Source organism: Ruegeria sp. BH6 (assembly GCF_056538105.1).
Genome location: NZ_JBQFSR010000001.1, coordinates 18,900 through 36,790, shown reverse-complemented (window position 1 = coordinate 36,790; position 17,891 = coordinate 18,900). Strand labels below are relative to the sequence as shown.

Sequence of the window (17,891 nt, the reverse complement as noted above, 5' to 3'; positions counted from 1 at the left end):
GCAACCAAATAACCGGAGAAAATTAATGGTCAAAAAACTCGCTCTGGTTACCGGTGCCGCGCGCGGTATTGGGCTGGCTACCTCAAGACTGTTTCTCCAGGACGGGTGGCACGTTGCGATGGTCGATCGTGATGCGGAAGCATTGACCGAGGCGGCGAGCAATCTTGATGGCACGATGCCGATTGTTGCCGATGTTTCAGATCCAGATCAGGTGGACGATACAATACAAGCCGTTATGTCGAATTTTGGACGAATTGACGCCGTGGTGAACAATGCGGGTATCGCCGAATTTGGACCAATCGAGCAACACGACTTTGCGGTGTGGCGCCGCGTCATGGAAACCAATCTTGACGGTGTGTTTCTGGTTTCACAGGCTTCAATTCCAGCCCTTCGCGAAAGCCGAGGGGCAATTGTCAATATCGCCTCGATCTCGGGACTGCGGGCCAGCACCCTACGTGTTGCGTACGGCACCTCAAAAGCTGGCGTCATCCACCTGACCAAACAGCAAGCCGCAGAATTGGGAGAATACGGGATTCGAGCCAATTGCGTCTGTCCCGGCCCGGTTCGCACCAAGCTGGCGATGGCCGTTCACACATCCGAAATCATCAACGCGTATCATGACGCCATTCCGCTGAACCGTTATGGTTCGGAAGAAGAGATCGCTCAGGTGATCTTTTTTCTTTGCTCGGAAAAGGCCAGCTATGTAACTGGCCAGGTGATTGCGTCCGATGGCGGGTTCGAGAGCACTGGCGTCGGGCTGCCCGCACTGCGGTCACTCGACTGAATTCTCAATCCAGAAATCTGGTCAGAGTTACGGAAAACCGTTGATCACAGACCCAGCGTTGTTTTCACTGCGTTGTCGACCACTCCGCCCAGCAAGGCATCCTTATCCGCGGCGCAGCCTTCCGACAGCGCGGCAATGAAGGCTTCACGCAGCTGGGCCTTTTCCTCGTCCGTGGTCGCGTGATCTTCGATATTGATCTGGCGATTATAGAGGGACAGAGCCGTCATCTTACCAACAACCTCTACAACAAAGGCTTCATCCCCGTCCGCCTCCTCGGCAATCGAGGCGCAGGTATAGTGCATCACAGGCAATGCGTCCTGCAACATCTGTTCAGCAGCCTCATCGGCCGTCGCCAAACACGGGGCCGCCAAGATCGCGGCGCAAACAAGCATTCTGAATCTAACAAACCGCATCACAATCACTTCCAGTTATGTCCGATAATGGCCCCGGCCACACCACCGATGGCTGCACCCTTGCCGTCGCCGATCAACGCACCCACGCCCGCTCCGATTAAAGCGCCTTCGATCGTTTGCTTTTTCTTCTTGTCATCCTTGTCATCTGCCAGCGACCCGGACGCCACCGCCAGTGACGCAGCGGCTGCCAATGCAAATGTTCTGAACCCAATAGCTGTAATTGCCATAGCTGTGCCCTCCTGTGACACACCCCGAAACGGGGCATAAGTCCAGCCTAGCGGCGCAAAAACACTGTGGCAACAAAAGGGTGGGTCAGATTTCCTCGACCATGGTGACGCCATCCAAAGATTTAATGGCTCCCTTGATCTGCGGATTGATTGGGAAATCCTGTCCCAGATCCATCTCAACATCCCCCGGCAGACCGGGATCCAGCAGACAGATGTGGATCGGCCCTTTGGCCGCGCGCTTGGCTGCACCAGCCGCGTCTTCTAGAACCTTGGCGACCGTCGGAAGCACCTCGGGGACGTCAACAAATATTCGCAACCCCGTTGCGCCTGCTTCGGCAACTACAGAATCAACCGGCCCAACAGAATTTGCAAGCAACTTGAGCTGATCGGATTCCATTTCGGCTTTGACGGTCAGCACCACTTGCGATCCGGTCTCTAGAAACTCGCGCGATTTCTCCAGGGTTTCCGAAAACAGCGTGACCTCGTACGCCCCACTTGGATCAGACAATTGCGCAAAAGCAAAGCGGTTGCCCTTGGCCGATTTGCGTTCCTGACGCCCAGACACCACACCGGCCATCTTGGCAATGAACGGGCCCGAGCGCGCCTGTTCCGTCACCTCATCCAATGTCATGACCTTCTTGCGTTTCAGCGCGGGCATATAGTCGTCCAGCGGGTGACCGGACAGATAGAAACCGATGGCTTTGAACTCTTCGCTCAGGCGCTCCGCAGGCAGCCAGTCCGGCGTCTGCGAAAGGCGGGGTTCGGGCAGGTCATCGCCAGCCTCACCGAACAATGATACCTGGTTCGAGTTCTTTTGGTCGTGGATCGCCGCCGAGTACTGTACCAGCGGATCAAGGCTTTCGAACACACGGCGGCGGTTTTTATCAAGCTGGTCGAATGCTCCGGCCCGCGCCAACATTTCAAGCGGGCGTTTGCCGACTTTCTTCAGGTCCACCCGGCGGGCAAAGTCGAACAGGTTGACGAATGGCTTATCGCCTCGGCCATCAACCACGAGGGTCATGGCCTCGGCGCCCACGTTCTTGAGCGCGCCCAGCGCATAGACCAACTGCCCGTCGACCACATCAAAGGTTGACAGGGATCGGTTCACGCAGGGCGGCACGTAGGGCAGCTCTAACCCCTTGCGAACCTCTTCGAAATACACGGCCAGTTTGTCGGTCAGATGGATATCGCAGTTCATGACACCCGCCATGAACTCGACCGGGTGGTTCGCCTTTAGCCAACCGGTTTGATAGCTGACCACTGCATAAGCGGCAGCGTGAGATTTGTTAAAACCATAGTTGGCGAATTTTTCCAACAGGTCGAAAACCTCAGAGGCTTTCTTGGCATCCACGCCATTCTCACCCGCGCCCTTTTCGAATTTAGGGCGTTCGGCATCCATCGCCTCTTTGATCTTCTTACCCATCGCGCGGCGCAACAGGTCCGCGCCACCAAGGCTGTACCCAGCCATCACCTGCGCGATCTGCATCACTTGTTCCTGATAGACGATGATGCCTTGTGTTTCCTCAAGGATGTGGTCGATCAGAGGATGTACGGATTCAATCTTGCGAAGCCCATTCTTGACCTCGCAGTAGGTGGGGATGTTCTCCATTGGCCCCGGGCGATAGAGCGCCACAAGCGCGACGATATCTTCAATACACGTGGGCTTCATGCGTTTCAGCGCATCCATCATACCCGACGATTCCACCTGGAACACCGCAACGGTTTTGGCGGCTGAATAGAGCTTATACGTCGCTTCGTCATCCAGCGGGATAGCGTTGATCTGGTTTTCGGCCCCCTCGGCGGGCTCATACAGTTCCGTGCTATCGGCGGCGATGTGCAGGGGTCGCCCGGATTTGAAGATCAGATCCATCGCATTCTGGATTACGGTCAGGGTTTTCAGACCCAAGAAGTCGAACTTGACGAGACCGGCCTGTTCCACCCATTTCATATTAAATTGGGTTGCAGGCATATCCGAGCGCGGATCTTGATACAGCGGCACCAGCGCGTCCAGCGGACGGTCCCCAATCACTACCCCCGCCGCGTGGGTCGAGGCGTTCCGCAACAGACCCTCGACCTGCTGGCCATAGGTAAGCAGCCGGTCTACGACCTCTTCACTGCGGGCCTCTTCGCGCAGGCGGGGTTCGTCTATCAACGCTTTTTCGATGGAGACGGGTTTGACACCCTCGACCGGGATCATCTTGGACAGACGATCCACCTGGCCATAGGGCATCTGTAACACTCGCCCGATATCGCGCACGGCGGCCTTGGACAGCAAGGCACCAAAAGTGATAATCTGCCCCACCTTGTCGCGGCCGTATTTCTGCTGCACGTAGCGGATCACTTCTTCGCGGCGATCCATGCAAAAGTCGATATCGAAGTCGGGCATAGAAACCCGCTCGGGGTTCAGGAACCGTTCGAACAGCAGTGAATAACGTAGCGGATCAAGGTCTGTGATCGTCAGAGCATAGGCCACCAGCGAGCCCGCACCCGAACCCCGCCCCGGCCCCACCGGAATGTCTTCGTCTTTCGCCCATTGGATAAAGTCAGCAACGATCAGGAAATAGCCGGGAAACCCCATGCCTTCGATGATGTCCAGTTCGAAATCCAGCCGTTCCTGATATTCCTCGGGCGTCACCGCATGCGGGATAACTGCCAGACGTTTTTGCAGACCTTCATTGGCGATGCGGCGCAGTTCGGCGACCTCGTCATCGGCGAATTTCGGCAGGATCGGGTCGCGGCGATAGGCCATGAAGGCGCACCGTTTGGCGATTTCCACCGTATTCTCGATCGCCTCGGGCAAATCGGCGAACAGTGTCACCATTTCCTGCTGCGACTTGAAGTAATGCTGCGCAGTCAGACGGCGGCGCCCGTCCTGCTGATCGACATACGCCCCTTCGGAAATACAGATCAGCGCATCATGGGCCTCGTACATGTCCGAGGTGGGAAAAAAGACATCATTGGTGGCGACCAGCGGCAGGTTCTTGGCATAGGCCATTTCGACATGCCCACGCTCGGTCAGGTGTTCGGCCTCGGGCTGGCCACCCTCCCCCGGATGGCGTTGCAACTCGATGTAAAGACGATCAGGGAACATGCCCGCCAGCCGATCCACCAAAGCCTCAGCCGCCGGGCGTTGACCTTGCTGCAGCAACATACCCACCGGCCCGTCCGGCCCACCTGTCAGGCAGATCAGGCCGTCCGAGTGCTGTGCCAGTTCTTCCAAGGTGACCTGCGGAAGCTGTCCGCCCTTGTCCACGTAAAGACAGGAACTCAGCTTCATCAGGTTCTCATAGCCTACCTCGGACTGCGCCAGCAGCACCAGCGGAGCCGGGTTTTTCGGCTTTTCACCCGGCTGTGCCTGCACATAGGTCAGATCAACCTGGCACCCCATAATCGGTTGCACCCCTGCCCCGCTTGCGGTGACCGAAAACTCCAAAGCCGAGAACATGCTGTTGGTGTCGGTTACGGCGACGGCTGGCATCTCCATTTTTTCGCATAATGCGGGCAGTTTTTTCAGCCGTACGGCGCCTTCCAGCAGGGAATACTCGGTGTGAACGCGGAGGTGAATGAATCGTGTGGTGCTGCTCATACCGCCTACGCTATCCCAGCCAGCGGCGCGGCAAAAGCGGGAACCGCTGCTTTTGAAAGCTTAAAAAATCAAAACCGATTGTTCGGTTTTTACAGAAGGTGCTTCGGGCAGAAATTCGTTGGATTGACAGAAAACACTTTAATTTCAAATACCTGAATATTACAGAAACCCGGTGTTTTTTTGCAAAACGATCCTAATGGTATATCATATAGGCGGTTTTTCTTGCCAGAGAACCTGCCCTGTTTCTAACATCTAATGGCAAGCTTTCCGCCCGCCACTCTTTCTACGTCGCATCGAAGGAGGGCCACAGGGGCGCAACCGGGTAAGGCGACGGGTTTCTCGAATGGATATCACGTTTCTTCTGAACGGAGAGACAGTGGAACTGGCGGATGTCGATCCGACAGCGACCCTGCTGGATTGGCTACGCGAGGATCGGGGCCTGACCGGTACCAAGGAAGGCTGCAACGAAGGTGATTGCGGGGCTTGCACCGTCATGGTCACGGATGAAGGCGGCGCCAAGGCGCTGAATTCCTGCATCCTGTTTTTACCGCAACTGCACGGCAAAGCGGTTCGTACCGTCGAAGGTGCAAGCGGCCCAAATGGCGAAGCCCATCCGGTGCAGCAGGCCATGGTTGATCTGCATGGATCGCAGTGCGGCTTTTGCACCCCCGGTTTCGTGATGTCGATGGTTGCCAGCCATTCGAGCGGGGCAAAGGATCATGACACGCAGTTGGCGGGGAACCTTTGTCGCTGCACCGGATACGCCCCGATCATCCGCGCGGCCAAAGCCGCCGAAGAACACCCCGTGCCCGTTTGGGTCAAGGACAAACCTGTTTCTACACCTGCCACGATGCCCATGCTGCCGGGCTCCTCTGACGAATTGGCCGCGGTCTATGCCGAACACCCAGATGCCACTCTGGTCGCGGGCGCAACCGATGTAGGACTGTGGGTCACCAAGCAATTGCGCGATCTTGATCCGGTGATCTTCCTGAACCGCTGTGACGATCTGAAAGACATTACAATAACGGACGATGAAATTCGTTTTGGGGCCATAGTCGATATGAACCGCATGGGTGAGGCGCTGACCGATCTGCACCCCTCGTACGCCGAGATGATCCGCCGATATGCCAGCGTTCAGGTGCGCCACGCGGCCACCGTCGGCGGCAACATCGCCAATGGCTCCCCCATCGGGGACAACCCGCCCGCGCTGATTGCCCTGAACGCCACCCTGCATCTGCGCAAGGGCAACGACCGCCGTTCGATACCGCTGGAGGAGTTCTTCATCGACTACGGCAAGCAGGACCGCAGCCCCGGCGAGTTTGTCGAGGCCGTCAGCTTCCCCCGTCAGGCGGATCGCCTGAAGGCTTATAAGATCAGCAAACGGTTCGATCAGGATATCTCGGCCGTGTGTGGTTGTTTCAACATCACCGTTTCAGATGGTGTCGTCGACCAGGCGCGCATCGCCTTTGGCGGCATGGCCGGCGTCCCAAAACGCGCCACTCAAGTCGAGGCCGCGTTGAACGGCAATCCATGGACACGTGAAACGGTGCATACTGCGATGCTGGCCTTTGACGATGACTTCACACCAATGACTGATATGCGCGCCTCGGCCACCTATCGGCTTGAGACGGCCAAGGCGCTGCTGGAAAGGTATTACCTTGAAGATCAGGGCCACGTGACCAACGTGCTAGAGGTGTCGGCATGAGCGTGACAAAACCCCTCCCCCACGACGCAGCGCCGCTTCATGTGTCCGGCACCGCCCGCTACGTAGATGACATTCCGACGCCCAAGGGAACGCTTTATCTGGCGTTCGGTATGAGCCCGATTGCCAAGGGCAAGATCACCGCGATGGATTTGTCCGCGGTCAAAGCAGCCGAAGGCGTCGAGATGGTCATGACGGCCGAAGACCTGCCTTTTGCCAACGATGTCTCGCCCTCGATCCATGATGAGCCGCTGCTGTCTGACGGCACCGTTCACTATATCGGCCAACCCGTTTTTCTGGTGGTCGCCACCAGCCATCTGGCCGCCCGCAAGGCCGTACGGCTGGGCAAGATCGACTATGACGAAGAAACCCCAATCCTGACGGTCGAAGAGGCGCTTGCTGCCAATAGCCGGTTCGAGGAAGGCCCGCGCATTTATGCCAAGGGCGACGCTGATGCGGCTATCGCGGGCGCGACCCATGTGATCGACGGGGGCTTTGAGCTCGGCGGGCAGGAACATTTCTATCTGGAAGGTCAGGCCGCCCTGGCCGTGCCGAACGAAGGTGCGGATATGCTGGTGCATTCCTCGACCCAGCACCCGACCGAGATTCAGCACAAGGTTGCTGACGCTTTGGGCGTTCCGATGCACGCCGTACGGGTCGAAACCCGCCGCATGGGCGGAGGGTTCGGCGGTAAGGAAAGCCAGGGCAACGCGCTGGCCGTGGCCTGTGCCATTGCCGCGCGTGTAACCGGCAAGGCCTGCAAGATGCGCTATGACCGCGACGATGACATGGTCATCACCGGCAAGCGCCATGCGTTCCGGATTTCGTATCGCGCAGGCTTTGATGAGCATGGCCATATTCAGGGCGTGTCCTTCCTGCAATACGCCATCTGCGGCTGGGCGCAGGACCTGTCCCTGCCGGTCGCTGACCGTGCCATGCTGCATTCGGACAATGCCTATCTGCTGCCCAACGCACGGATTGAAAGCCACCGGCTGAAAACCAACACCCAATCCGCCACCGCCTATCGCGGCTTTGGTGGCCCGCAAGGCATGATCGCGATTGAACGGGTCATGGACCACGCCGCTTATGAATTGGGTTTGGACCCGGTCGAGCTGCGCCGCCGGAACTATTACGACCCCGCCCATCCGCCAACCATGGAACCTGAACATCTGGCGAAGCGTCCTTTGGAACGCGTCGATCCGCATGAGGATCTGACAAGCCTTGGCGCTGTTGAGCAGGTTGAGACCGCTCCGCCCGTGCGCCCGGTGCCGGAAGGCGGCAATACAACGCCCTACGGCATGGAAGTCACCGATTTCGAACTGCACGGCATGACCGAAGCGCTGCTGAAATCCAGCGACTATGCCGCGCGCAAGGCGGCGATTGCGGCGTGGAACGCCGAAAACAGCGTGGTTAAGAAAGGCATCGCCTTCTCTCCGGTGAAATTCGGGATATCCTTCACACTAACCCACCTGAATCAGGCGGGTGCGTTGGTGCATGTGTATCAGGACGGTTCGGTCCACTTGAACCATGGCGGCACAGAAATGGGCCAGGGCCTGTTCCAGAAAGTCGCGCAGGTTGCGGCCTCGCGCTTTGGCATTCCGCTCGAGTTGGTAAAGATCACCGCCACAGACACGGCCAAGGTGCCGAATACCTCTGCCACGGCCGCGTCTTCGGGCAGTGACCTGAACGGCATGGCGGTGAAGGCCGCGTGCGACACGATCCGCGATCGGATGGCCGACTATCTGGCCGAACGGCATCAGGCTGATCCGTCCAGCGTTACCTTCACGGATGGCCACGTCTCGGTCGGCGAAGAACGCTATACCTTCGCCGAAGCCGCTGCATTAGCGTATCAAGGGCGCATCAGTCTGTCTGCAACCGGGTTCTACAAGACGCCTAAGATCGAATGGGACCGGATCAAGGGCCGGGGCCGGCCGTTTTACTACTTTGCTTATGGTGCTTCGATCACCGAGGTTGCCGTCGACACATTGACCGGAGAGAACCGCATTCTGCGCACCGACATCCTGCATGATGCGGGTGCGTCGCTGAACCCGGCACTGGATATCGGGCAGGTAGAAGGTGGCTATGTGCAAGGCGCAGGCTGGCTGACGACCGAAGAACTGGTCTGGGACGACAAGGGCAACCTGCGCACGCATGCGCCGTCTACATACAAAATCCCCGCCTGTTCGGACCGACCCGACATTTTCAACGTCGCACTCTGGGACGGACAGAACCGCGAAGACACGATCTATCGCTCAAAAGCGGTGGGTGAGCCGCCCTTTATGTTGGGAATTTCCGCCTGGCTGGCACTGTCCAACGCGGTGGCGGCTTGTGGAGACAGCTATCCGGCACTGGATGCGCCTGCCACGGCCGAAGAAGTCTGGCGCGGCGTTCAAAGGGTGAAGGGAGGCATCTGATGGGATTCGACCTGGAGGCTTTGAGGGAGGCGGTCAAAACCCATGGGAAAGTAACTCGGGTGGTCATCGCGGCTATCAAAGGGTCGTCCCCACGCGAAGTTGGGGCCGCTATGCTGGTTTGGAAGGATGGGCAAAGCGGTACAATCGGGGGTGGCGTACTTGAATACGAAGCAGCCCAGGCCGCACGCACCCAAATCGTATCCTCGCGCCTGACGCATCATGCGCTTGGTCCAGACATGGGGCAGTGCTGCGGCGGCGCGGTCTCGTTGTTTAGCGAAGTCTTTGACGCCAACGCGGTGGACGCTCTGGACGATACGGTCATCGCAAGAACGGCAGCGGGAGGTGACATGCCCCTGTCCGTCAAACGCCTGCTGGCGGCTGCGCGCGGTCAGGGTATCGCGCCCGATCCGCAACTGATCGACGGCTGGATGGTTGAACCGGTACACAAACCGGCCCGCAATCTGTGGATCTGGGGTGCAGGTCATGTCGGCCGCGCGCTGGTGGATGTTCTGCACCCGCTTCCTGACCTTGCCATCACATGGGTCGACACTGCGCCTGAGCGTTTTCCGAACACAATCCCAGCAAGCGTAACACCGGTTCCGGTCGCAAAACCGGCCGAATTGGTGCGCCACGCGCCGACCAATGCCGAACATCTTGTGCTGACTTATTCACACAATCTGGACCTGGAGCTGTGCAACCGGCTGCTTTCACACGATTTCCGCTTTGCGGGGCTGATCGGCTCGGCTACGAAATGGGCGCGATTCCGGTCTCGGTTGGCAGCGCTGGGGCATATGCCCGAACGGATTAACCGGATCACCTGTCCAATCGGCGACCCCGACTTGGGCAAACACCCGCAGATGATCGCCGTTGGCGTCGCAGCAGACCTGCTGCGTCCCGCCCGGCAGAACGAATTGAAGAAGGACCTGAGCGCGTGACCACTCCACTGCTAAGCTTACAAGGTTTGACCAAGGCCTATCCCGGCGTCGTGGCCAATGATCAGGTGTCCTTTGACATCGGCGAAGGCGAAGTTCATGCCCTGCTGGGGGAAAACGGCGCGGGTAAATCCACGCTGGTGAAAATGATCTATGGGTTGGTGAAGCCCGACAGCGGCACAATGCTGCTGCGCGGTCAGGCGTTTGCGCCACCGGAACCCCGCGCCGCACGAGCCGACGGGATCGCGATGGTGTTCCAGCACTTCTCGCTGTTTGACGCGCTGAACGTGGCCGAAAATATCGCGCTGGGGATGGAGAACCCGCCGCCGATGGGCGATCTGGCCTCGCGTATCCGCGAAGTGTCGGAAACCTATGGCCTGCCGCTGGACCCGTTCCGCACCGTTGGCGATCTGTCCGCGGGTGAGCGTCAGCGGGTCGAGATCATCCGCTGCCTGTTGCAGGACCCCAAGCTGCTGATCATGGACGAGCCGACCTCGGTTCTGACCCCGCAAGAGGTTGAGATCCTGTTCGAAACACTGAACAAGTTGCGGTCCGAGGGCACCTCGATCCTGTATATCTCTCACAAGCTGGAAGAAATTCGCACGCTTTGCGACCACGCCACCATTTTGCGCCTGGGCAAGAACGTAGGTGAGTGTGTGCCCTCTGAAACCTCGGCGCGGGACATGGCCGAGATGATGGTCGGCTCGACCTTGCAGACACCGGAACGCTCGGGGCGTGAATTTGGCGATGTGGCACTGGATGTAAGCGGGTTGTCGGTTCCGTCGCCCTCGGAATTTGGCACGGCTTTGAAGAACGTTCACATGACAGTCCGTAAGGGCGAGGTTCTGGGGGTCGGCGGTGTGGCTGGCAACGGTCAGGACGAGTTGCTAGGTGTGCTGTCCGGTGAAATTCAAACAACAGCAGATGCCATCAAGTTTAACGGCCAACCGATCGGCAAGCTGGGGCCGACGGCCCGACGCAAGCTGGGCGTGCTGACCGCGCCCGAAGAACGGCTGGGCCATGCAGCGGCCCCGGACATGAGCCTGACCGAAAACGCATTGCTGACCGGTTCGGTGCGCGAAGGTTTGGAAAGCAACGGCTTTCTGAAGTGGTCAGAAACCAAAAGTTTCGCCGAGAAAATCATCAGCGCCTTCGACGTCCGCACGCCGGGGCCCGATAATGCGGCGCGGTCATTATCAGGCGGCAACCTGCAGAAATTCGTGATCGGACGCGAGGTGTTGCAGAACCCTGACGTTCTGGTGGTGAACCAGCCCACCTGGGGCGTGGACGCGGCGGCGGCAGCCTCGATCCGGCAGTCCATTCTGGACCTGGCGGCCAAAGGAACCGCAGTCATCTGCATTAGCCAAGATCTAGATGAATTAATGGAAATCTCGGACAGCTTTGCCGCCCTCAACGAAGGGCGTCTGAGCGCGCCGCGCCCAACCACCGGCCTGACCGTGGATGAGATTGGCCTGATGATGGGCGGCGCACATGGCATGGAGGTGGCCCATGTCTAACCCACTACAAAAGAATGAAATCAGGGGGATGAGCGGATGATTGTGTTGGAGAAACGGCCGCAGCCGTCCAAGGCGTGGTCTTATGCCACCCCGCTGGTGGCGGTGTTGGCAACGATGGTGTTTGGCGGCATTCTGTTCGCCATTCTGGGTAAGAACCCGATCGAAGCCATCGGCACTATTTTCTGGGAACCTCTGTTCGGAGAATTCGCCTTTTATTACCGTCCGCAATTGCTGGTGAAAGGGGCACCTCTGGTGCTGATCGCCATTGGCCTATCGCTGGGTTTCCGCGCCGGTATCTGGAATATCGGGGCCGAGGGTCAATACATCATGGGTGCCATCTTTGGTGCCGGTGCGGGCTTGGCCTTCTATCCGCTAGAGGCGTTTTACGTCTTTCCGATTATGGTGATCGCTGGCGCGCTTGGCGGTTGGTTGTGGGCATCCATTCCGGCCTTTCTGAAGGTCCGCTTCGGCACCAATGAAATACTTGTTTCGCTGATGCTGGTGTACGTGGCCGAACAGATGCTGGCCTCGGTCTCGCTGGGCCTGCTGAAAAACCCTGAAGGCTTCGGCTTTCCCGGCTCGCGTAACCTGCAATCCTATGAAAGCGCACATAATGCGGAACTGATCGCGGGGTCCGGGATGCACTGGGGTGTCGTGACCGCGCTGATCGCGGTGATCTTTGCCTATGTCCTGCTGAACCGACACATGTTGGGCTTCCACATCCGGCTGACCGGAGAAGCCCCTCGCGCGGCAAAGTTTGCAGGCGTGAACCCGGCGCGGCTGATCTTGTTCTGCCTGGGTCTGTCCGGCGCGCTGGCAGGGCTCGCGGGCATGTTCGAAGTGTCCGGCCCCTCGGGTGTGGTCAGCATCGACTTTAACGTCGGCTATGGCTTTACCGCGATCATCGTAGCCTTTCTGGGCCGTCTGCATCCGGTGGGTATCCTGCTGGCCGGTGGCCTGATGGCGCTGACTTATATCGGCGGTGAAATCGCGCAGTCTCAGCTGGGCCTGCCCGCCGCTGCCATTCAGGTGTTCCAGGGGATGCTTCTGTTCTTCCTGCTGGCTTTCGATCTTTTGACCAACTACCGCATCCGTGCGGCCCATAGCGAGGTGGCGTGACCCATGGATTTAGGTGAAATCAATCCCGTACTTCTGATCGCCTCGCTGATGGTGGCCGCAACTCCGCTGCTGTTGGCTGCAATCGGAGAGCTGGTGGTCGAGAAAGCAGGCGTCCTGAACCTTGGCGTCGAGGGTATGATGATCGTGGGTGCAATCAGCGGATTTGCGATCTCGGTCGAAACCGGCTCACCCTGGCTGGGGTTCATTGCGGCGGCCATCGGCGGCGCCGTACTGTCGCTACTGTTTGTGCTTCTGACACAGTTCGCGCTGGCCAATCAGGTTGCAAGTGGTTTGGCCCTAACCCTGTTTGGCCTGGGTTTCAGCGCCCTGCTGGGCCAAAGCTATGTGGGTATCAAGCCGCCCAGCATGGGTGACATCCACATCCCACTGATCAGCGATATCCCGGTGATCGGCCCGATCCTGTTCCAGCATGACCCGATCCTGTATGTCGGTATCGCCCTGACAGCAGCCGTGTGGGCCGTTCTGAAATACACCCGCGTCGGTTTGATCCTGCGCGCGGTGGGTGAAAACCACGATGCGGCTCATGCCTTGGGTTACAAGGTTATCAAGATCCGCATCATGGCGATCCTGTTCGGTGGCGCATGCGCGGGCCTCGGCGGAGCCTATATCAGCCTGATCCGCGTCCCGCAGTGGACCGAGGGCATGACAGCCGGTGTCGGCTGGATCGCCCTGGCGCTGGTGGTCTTCGCCAGCTGGAAGCCATGGCGCGCCTTGCTGGGTGCCTATTTGTTCGGCGGAATCACGGTGTTGCAGCTTAATTTGCAGGCGGCGGGCGTTGCCATTCCAGTCGAGTATCTGGCAATGTCGCCCTATATCATCACGATCCTTGTGCTTGTGATCCTTTCGGCCGACAAGAGCAGCGCACCTGCCTCACTGGGCCGGATCTTCCATGCCTCACACTAGGGGCCAATTAAACCAACTTGGGGAGTAACACATGAAATTCACATCACTTTTGGCAAGCGCCGCCATGGCGCTGGGTCTGGCGACAAGCGCCATGGCCGAAGACAAAACCAAAGTCGGTTTCGTCTATGTCGGCCCCGTCGGCGACGGCGGCTGGACCTATGAACACGACAAGGGCCGTCTGGCGGTCGAAGAGCATTTCGGTGACAAGGTCGAAACTGTATTCGTGGAATCAGTGCCCGAAGGCCCGGACGCTGAACGTGTGATGACTCAGATGGCGCTGGAAGGGGCTGACCTGATCTTTACCACTTCGTTCGGCTATATGGACCCGACCATTAACGTGGCCAAGAAATTCCCGAACGTGAAGTTCGAGCATGCAACTGGCTACAAGACCGCCGACAACGTCTCGGTCTATTCTGCTCGCTTTTATGAAGGTCGTGCCGTTCAGGGCCACATCGCCGGCAAAATGACCGAGTCGAACATCGTCGGCTATATTGGTTCCTACCCTATCCCCGAAGTGATCCGCGGCATCAACTCGGCCTATATTCACGCCAAGAAGGTGAACCCGGATGTCGAGTTCAAGATTGTCTGGGCTTACACTTGGTTCGATCCCGCAAAAGAAGCGGACGCCGCCACCGTTCTGATCGAACAGGGCGCCGACGTGATCCTGCAGCACACCGACTCGACCGCACCGCAGGCGGCCGCGCAAGAGGCAGGCAACGTGATCACCTTCGGGCAGGCCTCGGACATGAGCGAATACGCCCCGAAGCCACGCGTATCCTCGATCATCGACAACTGGGCGCCCTATTACATCGCGCGCACTCAGGCTGTTATGGATGGGTCGTGGGAAACCGTGAACACCTGGGACGGCATCAAAGAAGGCATGGTTGAGATTGGCGAAATCTCGGACGCGGTTCCTGCCGAAGTGAAAGAAGAAGCGCTGGCGATGAAGGCCGCCATGGCCGCAGGTGAATACCACCCCTTCACGGGTCCGCTGAAAAAGCAGGACGGCAGCGACTGGCTGGCAGAAGGCGAAACCGCCGATGACGGAACGCTGGCGGGCATGAACTTCTATGTCGAAGGGCTGGAAGGCGACATTCCGCAGTAAACCTAACAACACTCACACCGAAGGGCTGGCCATTTGGCTGGCCCTTTTTTGTTGGAGTGCGCCTTGACGAACGGGCCGGCACCAGACCTGATGGGGCCGGTGATCCATCAACGGTGGGACGAAAAACCGATGCAAACCAAGGCACAAGATCGCAGCCGCTGGTGGGTACTTGGCGCGATGGGGGCCATTCTTGGCATCATATTGCTGGATGAAACAGTCGTCAGTGTCGCGTTGCCCACCATCCGGGCCGAACTAAATCTGTCGCGGTTGGATGCGCATTGGGTGGTCAATATTTACCTTTTGGTGTTGGCCTGTTTTGCCGGCGCTGCGGGACGATTGGGCGACATTTTGGGCATCCGGGTTTTGCTGAGCGTGGGCCTTCTAATCTTTGGTCTATCCTCAGCGTTGGGAGGGTTTGCCGAGAGCGGCCTGGCGCTGCTGACGGCCCGCGCGGTTCAGGGCGTTGGTGCTGCGCTGATTTTTCCCTTGTCGATGGTGGTGCTGATCCAGTCCTTCGATGAAAAGGAACGCGGTCTTGCCCTTGGTCTGTACGGCGGCATCGGAACAGTCTTTCTGTCACTCGGGCCACTGGTCGGAGGCATACTGACCGAATACTTGTCGTGGCGCTGGATTTTCTGGGTCAACCCGCCAATTGTATTGGCTGTTGCCGCGATTGCCTGGGCCTACTGGCGTGATCCACCACACCAGCCTGTACTTGGGTTTGACTGGAAGGGTCTGTTGCTGCTGGTGCCGGGTCTGGCTGCGCTGGTGTTCGGGATCATGGAGGGGCCAGATCGGGGCTGGACCCAGCCCGAGGTGATTATGGCGCTTCTTGCAGGCTTCGTAGCGCTGGCCCTATTTGTCCGGGTTGAACAACGCATTCAAACGCCACTGATTGCAATATCACTATTTGCAAAGTCGGGTTTCGCGGCCTCGAACATGATCCTGTTCACTGCGCAGTTCGGCAAGATTGCCCTGTTTGTGTTCGGCGCGTCGTATTTTCAAACCAAACTTGGCTTTTCACCGCTGGCCGCCGGTGCCGCCCTTTTGCCAATCGCGTTTCCGCAGATCTTCGTGGCCCCATTGGCCGGTAAGGTGGCCGACAGGTTTGGCACGCGCGGCCCATCGCTGACGGCCACAGCGTTGGGGACACTGGCCATCGTGCTGGTTGCGTTGGGAATGCATCTGGAAGTCACGGCGCCGATCTTCGCTGGCTATGTTTTGTGGGGGTGTTGCGTACCGTTTCTGTTTGTCCCGCCCCGACGGACCATCATGCTTGCCGTGCCACAGGATCTGCACGGGCAGGCCAGCGGGATATCCATGACGTTTCAACTGTTGGGTGGCACGGTCGGCATGGCCTTGGGCAGTTCCGTCTATGCCCTCAGCAACTCATACACCATGGTATTTGGCTTTGTGGCAGGCTTCGCAGCCTGCGTTCTGGCCTATTCTTATGCCTCGCTGACCGAGGCGAAAATACCCGGCCGCGCGACTAAGTGACGGCGCGGCCGGGGTTGGTTTAATGACCGGTCAAAACCAACGTATTCACCGGCATCAGGATCAGACGCAGGCGCAGGCCCGCAGCGTGAACAACGCCAATCGTGTCGATCACATGCAGCGTTGCAGATTTCCAGAAACCCAAATCCTCGTGCTCTAGCCGTTCGTGGTTGTCGGTATAGACATTGGCCAGACAGTTGCTCCCCGGCGGGATGTCATCGGCCATGCTTTTATACAGCGGCTCCATATACACCAGGATTGATCCGGGATTGGTATTGGCCTGCACATCCCGCAGCTCATCCGAAGGGCGAATTTGGCCCGAGGGGATAACATCCTGCACCTCAACCACGACCATCGGGATCACGGTGAACGGCTTGGTCATACAACCCAGCTCTCCGATCATTCCTGGCTTGATAACCTGAGCGGACATTTGGTTGAAAGCGGCCTGAAACCGATCATGGCCCGAGTGTGACGGCACCAAGATACCTGCCGGACGCAACAGAGGGCTGACATAGTCGCCGACCTGCAGGCCAAACTGTTCAATCCGGCCAGTGACCCCGGCGCTGATCACGGTTTTGTCCAGCTCGGTCAGGGCAGCGTCCAGCTGAGCGTTGGCGCTGGCCAGTTGAGCGGGGATCAACTCCTCGATCTGCTGCACGACTGCTGCGCGCTGTGACTCGGCGGCCCGCAATTGTGCCTCACGCTCGGCCACCAGGTTTTCCAGCCGGTCAATCTCGGCCAGACGCACGGCGCTGGACCCTTCGTCCCGCAGCGTGGTGTTGCGTTCAAGATCCTCAAGCGACTGATCCAACGCAGCGCGTGCCCCGGCGATGCCAGCCTCAGCCTCGGCCAGGTCGGTCTGCGCCACCCTGAGCGATGCCTGAACCTGCGCTATGTCGGCGTGAGCGGCTTCTACCATGGCGGTTTGGGTGAAATCCTCGATCCGGAAGATCGGCTGCCCAGCGGTCACCGTTTCGTTGTTGCGCACATAAACCTCGGACACACGCCCACCCAGTTGCGGCAGGATCGTCACGGTGCGGAAATACGAGGCCGCCGTTTTACTGGCGGGATGGAAATAAAATAGTGTGGTGATCACGGTCAGCGCCAGAATCGCACAGGTGGTCAGCCCCCAGCGCAATTCGTACCACATGGTGAACAGCGTGATTTCGTGCCCGATCCGCTTACCCTGAACATAACGGCGAAACAGATAGTCGGGCAGCACCGTCACCAGCGCGCACATCAATGTCTCAAGCATATTCTAATGCTCCTGCTGCGCGGTGGGTTCGGTGGGTTGGGCCGGTGCGGGGCCTTCGGGGCGTTGATTGCCCAAAGATCGGATTGCATCCGCAATGGCTCTGAGTGGAGCGGCCACATCGGGGAACTGAAACCCAGCCACCAGAATGGCGGCGACCCAGAACAACCCGTTATGGGTGAACAGCGCCAGCAAGGCCAGTATCCCGACCAACTGGAACTGAGGGTGGTTGGATTCGTGCGCTATCTTTTCGGGGATCGAATGCAGGGTGAAATATCCAACCCCGATCAGAACAATCACCAAAACGGTAAACACAAACATGAACGTTAAAAGAAAATCACTGCCGTCAGCCTGGGTCACGTAGGACGGAATATGCCCCGTGGCCATCGGGTGTAGATCTGCGGTACTCACCCTGCCCTCCT

Annotated in this window: 14 protein-coding genes; 9 read left to right on the top strand and 5 right to left on the bottom strand. The window is 58.6% G+C overall.

Annotation, left to right across the window (positions count from 1 at the left end; genetic code table 11):
* Nucleotides 1-25: 25 nt before the first annotated feature.
* The gene (locus ACR0B8_RS00155) at nt 26-784 is read left to right on the top strand and encodes an SDR family NAD(P)-dependent oxidoreductase (protein WP_170360585.1); all 759 of its coding nucleotides are present in this window, start codon (nt 26-28) and stop codon (nt 782-784) included.
* A gap of 44 nt (nt 785-828) precedes the next feature.
* Here ACR0B8_RS00155 and ACR0B8_RS00150 read toward each other — a convergent pair whose 3' ends face one another.
* The 3 genes from ACR0B8_RS00150 to dnaE all read right to left on the bottom strand — a co-directional run bounded on the left by ACR0B8_RS00150 (nt 829) and on the right by dnaE (nt 5,010).
* Entirely contained in the window at nt 829-1,197 is a 369-nt protein-coding gene (locus tag ACR0B8_RS00150) for a YmgD family protein (protein ID WP_226688788.1), read from the bottom strand.
* A gap of 5 nt (nt 1,198-1,202) precedes the next feature.
* Nucleotides 1,203-1,424: a YMGG-like glycine zipper-containing protein gene (locus tag ACR0B8_RS00145; RefSeq protein ID WP_170347795.1), complete on the bottom strand. Its 222-nt coding sequence runs from the start codon at nt 1,422-1,424 to the stop codon at nt 1,203-1,205.
* Between the two features lie 85 nt (nt 1,425-1,509).
* Nucleotides 1,510-5,010 (bottom strand): DNA polymerase III subunit alpha, encoded by a 3,501-nt coding sequence (gene dnaE / locus ACR0B8_RS00140; RefSeq protein ID WP_226688789.1) that lies wholly within the window; start codon nt 5,008-5,010, stop codon nt 1,510-1,512.
* 343 nt (nt 5,011-5,353) lie between these two features.
* On the opposite strand from dnaE, the gene xdhA reads away from it, so the two are divergent.
* From xdhA to ACR0B8_RS00100, 8 genes are all read left to right on the top strand, one after another.
* The gene (gene xdhA, locus ACR0B8_RS00135) at nt 5,354-6,715 is read left to right on the top strand and encodes a xanthine dehydrogenase small subunit (protein ID WP_226688790.1); all 1,362 of its coding nucleotides are present in this window, start codon (nt 5,354-5,356) and stop codon (nt 6,713-6,715) included.
* Nucleotides 6,712-9,126, top strand: coding sequence for a xanthine dehydrogenase molybdopterin binding subunit (xdhB, locus tag ACR0B8_RS00130; RefSeq protein WP_170360590.1), 2,415 nt, complete (start codon nt 6,712-6,714; stop codon nt 9,124-9,126). The genes xdhA and xdhB overlap by 4 nt, the downstream gene beginning before the upstream one ends.
* A complete protein-coding gene (gene xdhC / locus ACR0B8_RS00125) occupies nt 9,126-10,061 on the top strand; it encodes a xanthine dehydrogenase accessory protein XdhC (RefSeq protein WP_170360592.1) in 936 nt (311 codons plus the stop codon). The genes xdhB and xdhC overlap by 1 nt, the downstream gene beginning before the upstream one ends.
* On the top strand, nt 10,058-11,575 hold the full coding sequence (locus ACR0B8_RS00120) for an ABC transporter ATP-binding protein (protein WP_226688791.1): 1,518 nt from the start codon (nt 10,058-10,060) through the stop codon (nt 11,573-11,575). The genes xdhC and ACR0B8_RS00120 overlap by 4 nt, the downstream gene beginning before the upstream one ends.
* 36 nt (nt 11,576-11,611) lie before the next feature.
* Complete coding sequence (locus ACR0B8_RS00115) at nt 11,612-12,694, top strand: ABC transporter permease (protein WP_170360597.1); 1,083 nt, start codon at nt 11,612-11,614, stop codon at nt 12,692-12,694.
* 3 nt (nt 12,695-12,697) lie between these two features.
* Nucleotides 12,698-13,618 carry an ABC transporter permease gene (locus ACR0B8_RS00110; protein WP_170360599.1) on the top strand — a complete coding sequence of 307 codons (921 nt, stop codon included), beginning with the start codon at nt 12,698-12,700 and terminating at the stop codon, nt 13,616-13,618.
* 31 nt (nt 13,619-13,649) lie between these two features.
* Complete coding sequence (locus tag ACR0B8_RS00105) at nt 13,650-14,723, top strand: BMP family ABC transporter substrate-binding protein (RefSeq protein ID WP_170347786.1); 1,074 nt, start codon at nt 13,650-13,652, stop codon at nt 14,721-14,723.
* 63 nt (nt 14,724-14,786) lie between these two features.
* Nucleotides 14,787-16,220: an MFS transporter gene (locus ACR0B8_RS00100; protein ID WP_170360601.1), complete on the top strand. Its 1,434-nt coding sequence runs from the start codon at nt 14,787-14,789 to the stop codon at nt 16,218-16,220.
* A gap of 19 nt (nt 16,221-16,239) precedes the next feature.
* Here the strand turns inward: ACR0B8_RS00100 and ACR0B8_RS00095 are convergent, their stop codons facing one another.
* A complete protein-coding gene (locus tag ACR0B8_RS00095) occupies nt 16,240-17,472 on the bottom strand; it encodes an HlyD family secretion protein (RefSeq protein WP_170360603.1) in 1,233 nt (410 codons plus the stop codon).
* Nucleotides 17,473-17,475: 3 nt separating this feature from the next.
* On the bottom strand, nt 17,476-17,856 hold the full coding sequence (locus ACR0B8_RS00090) for a hypothetical protein (RefSeq protein ID WP_170349334.1): 381 nt from the start codon (nt 17,854-17,856) through the stop codon (nt 17,476-17,478).
* Nucleotides 17,857-17,891: the final 35 nt, after the last annotated feature.

Coding starts and splice junctions, on each gene's coding strand:
- ACR0B8_RS00155 (WP_170360585.1), top strand. CDS start 26: ATGGTCAAAAAACTCGCTCTGGTTACCGGTGCCGCGCGCGGTATTGGG.
- ACR0B8_RS00150 (WP_226688788.1), bottom strand. CDS start 1,197: ATGCGGTTTGTTAGATTCAGAATGCTTGTTTGCGCCGCGATCTTGGCG.
- ACR0B8_RS00145 (WP_170347795.1), bottom strand. CDS start 1,424: ATGGCAATTACAGCTATTGGGTTCAGAACATTTGCATTGGCAGCCGCT.
- dnaE (WP_226688789.1), bottom strand. CDS start 5,010: ATGAGCAGCACCACACGATTCATTCACCTCCGCGTTCACACCGAGTAT.
- xdhA (WP_226688790.1), top strand. CDS start 5,354: ATGGATATCACGTTTCTTCTGAACGGAGAGACAGTGGAACTGGCGGAT.
- xdhB (WP_170360590.1), top strand. CDS start 6,712: ATGAGCGTGACAAAACCCCTCCCCCACGACGCAGCGCCGCTTCATGTG.
- xdhC (WP_170360592.1), top strand. CDS start 9,126: ATGGGATTCGACCTGGAGGCTTTGAGGGAGGCGGTCAAAACCCATGGG.
- ACR0B8_RS00115 (WP_170360597.1), top strand. CDS start 11,612: ATGATTGTGTTGGAGAAACGGCCGCAGCCGTCCAAGGCGTGGTCTTAT.
- ACR0B8_RS00110 (WP_170360599.1), top strand. CDS start 12,698: ATGGATTTAGGTGAAATCAATCCCGTACTTCTGATCGCCTCGCTGATG.
- ACR0B8_RS00105 (WP_170347786.1), top strand. CDS start 13,650: ATGAAATTCACATCACTTTTGGCAAGCGCCGCCATGGCGCTGGGTCTG.
- ACR0B8_RS00095 (WP_170360603.1), bottom strand. CDS start 17,472: ATGCTTGAGACATTGATGTGCGCGCTGGTGACGGTGCTGCCCGACTAT.
- ACR0B8_RS00090 (WP_170349334.1), bottom strand. CDS start 17,856: ATGGCCACGGGGCATATTCCGTCCTACGTGACCCAGGCTGACGGCAGT.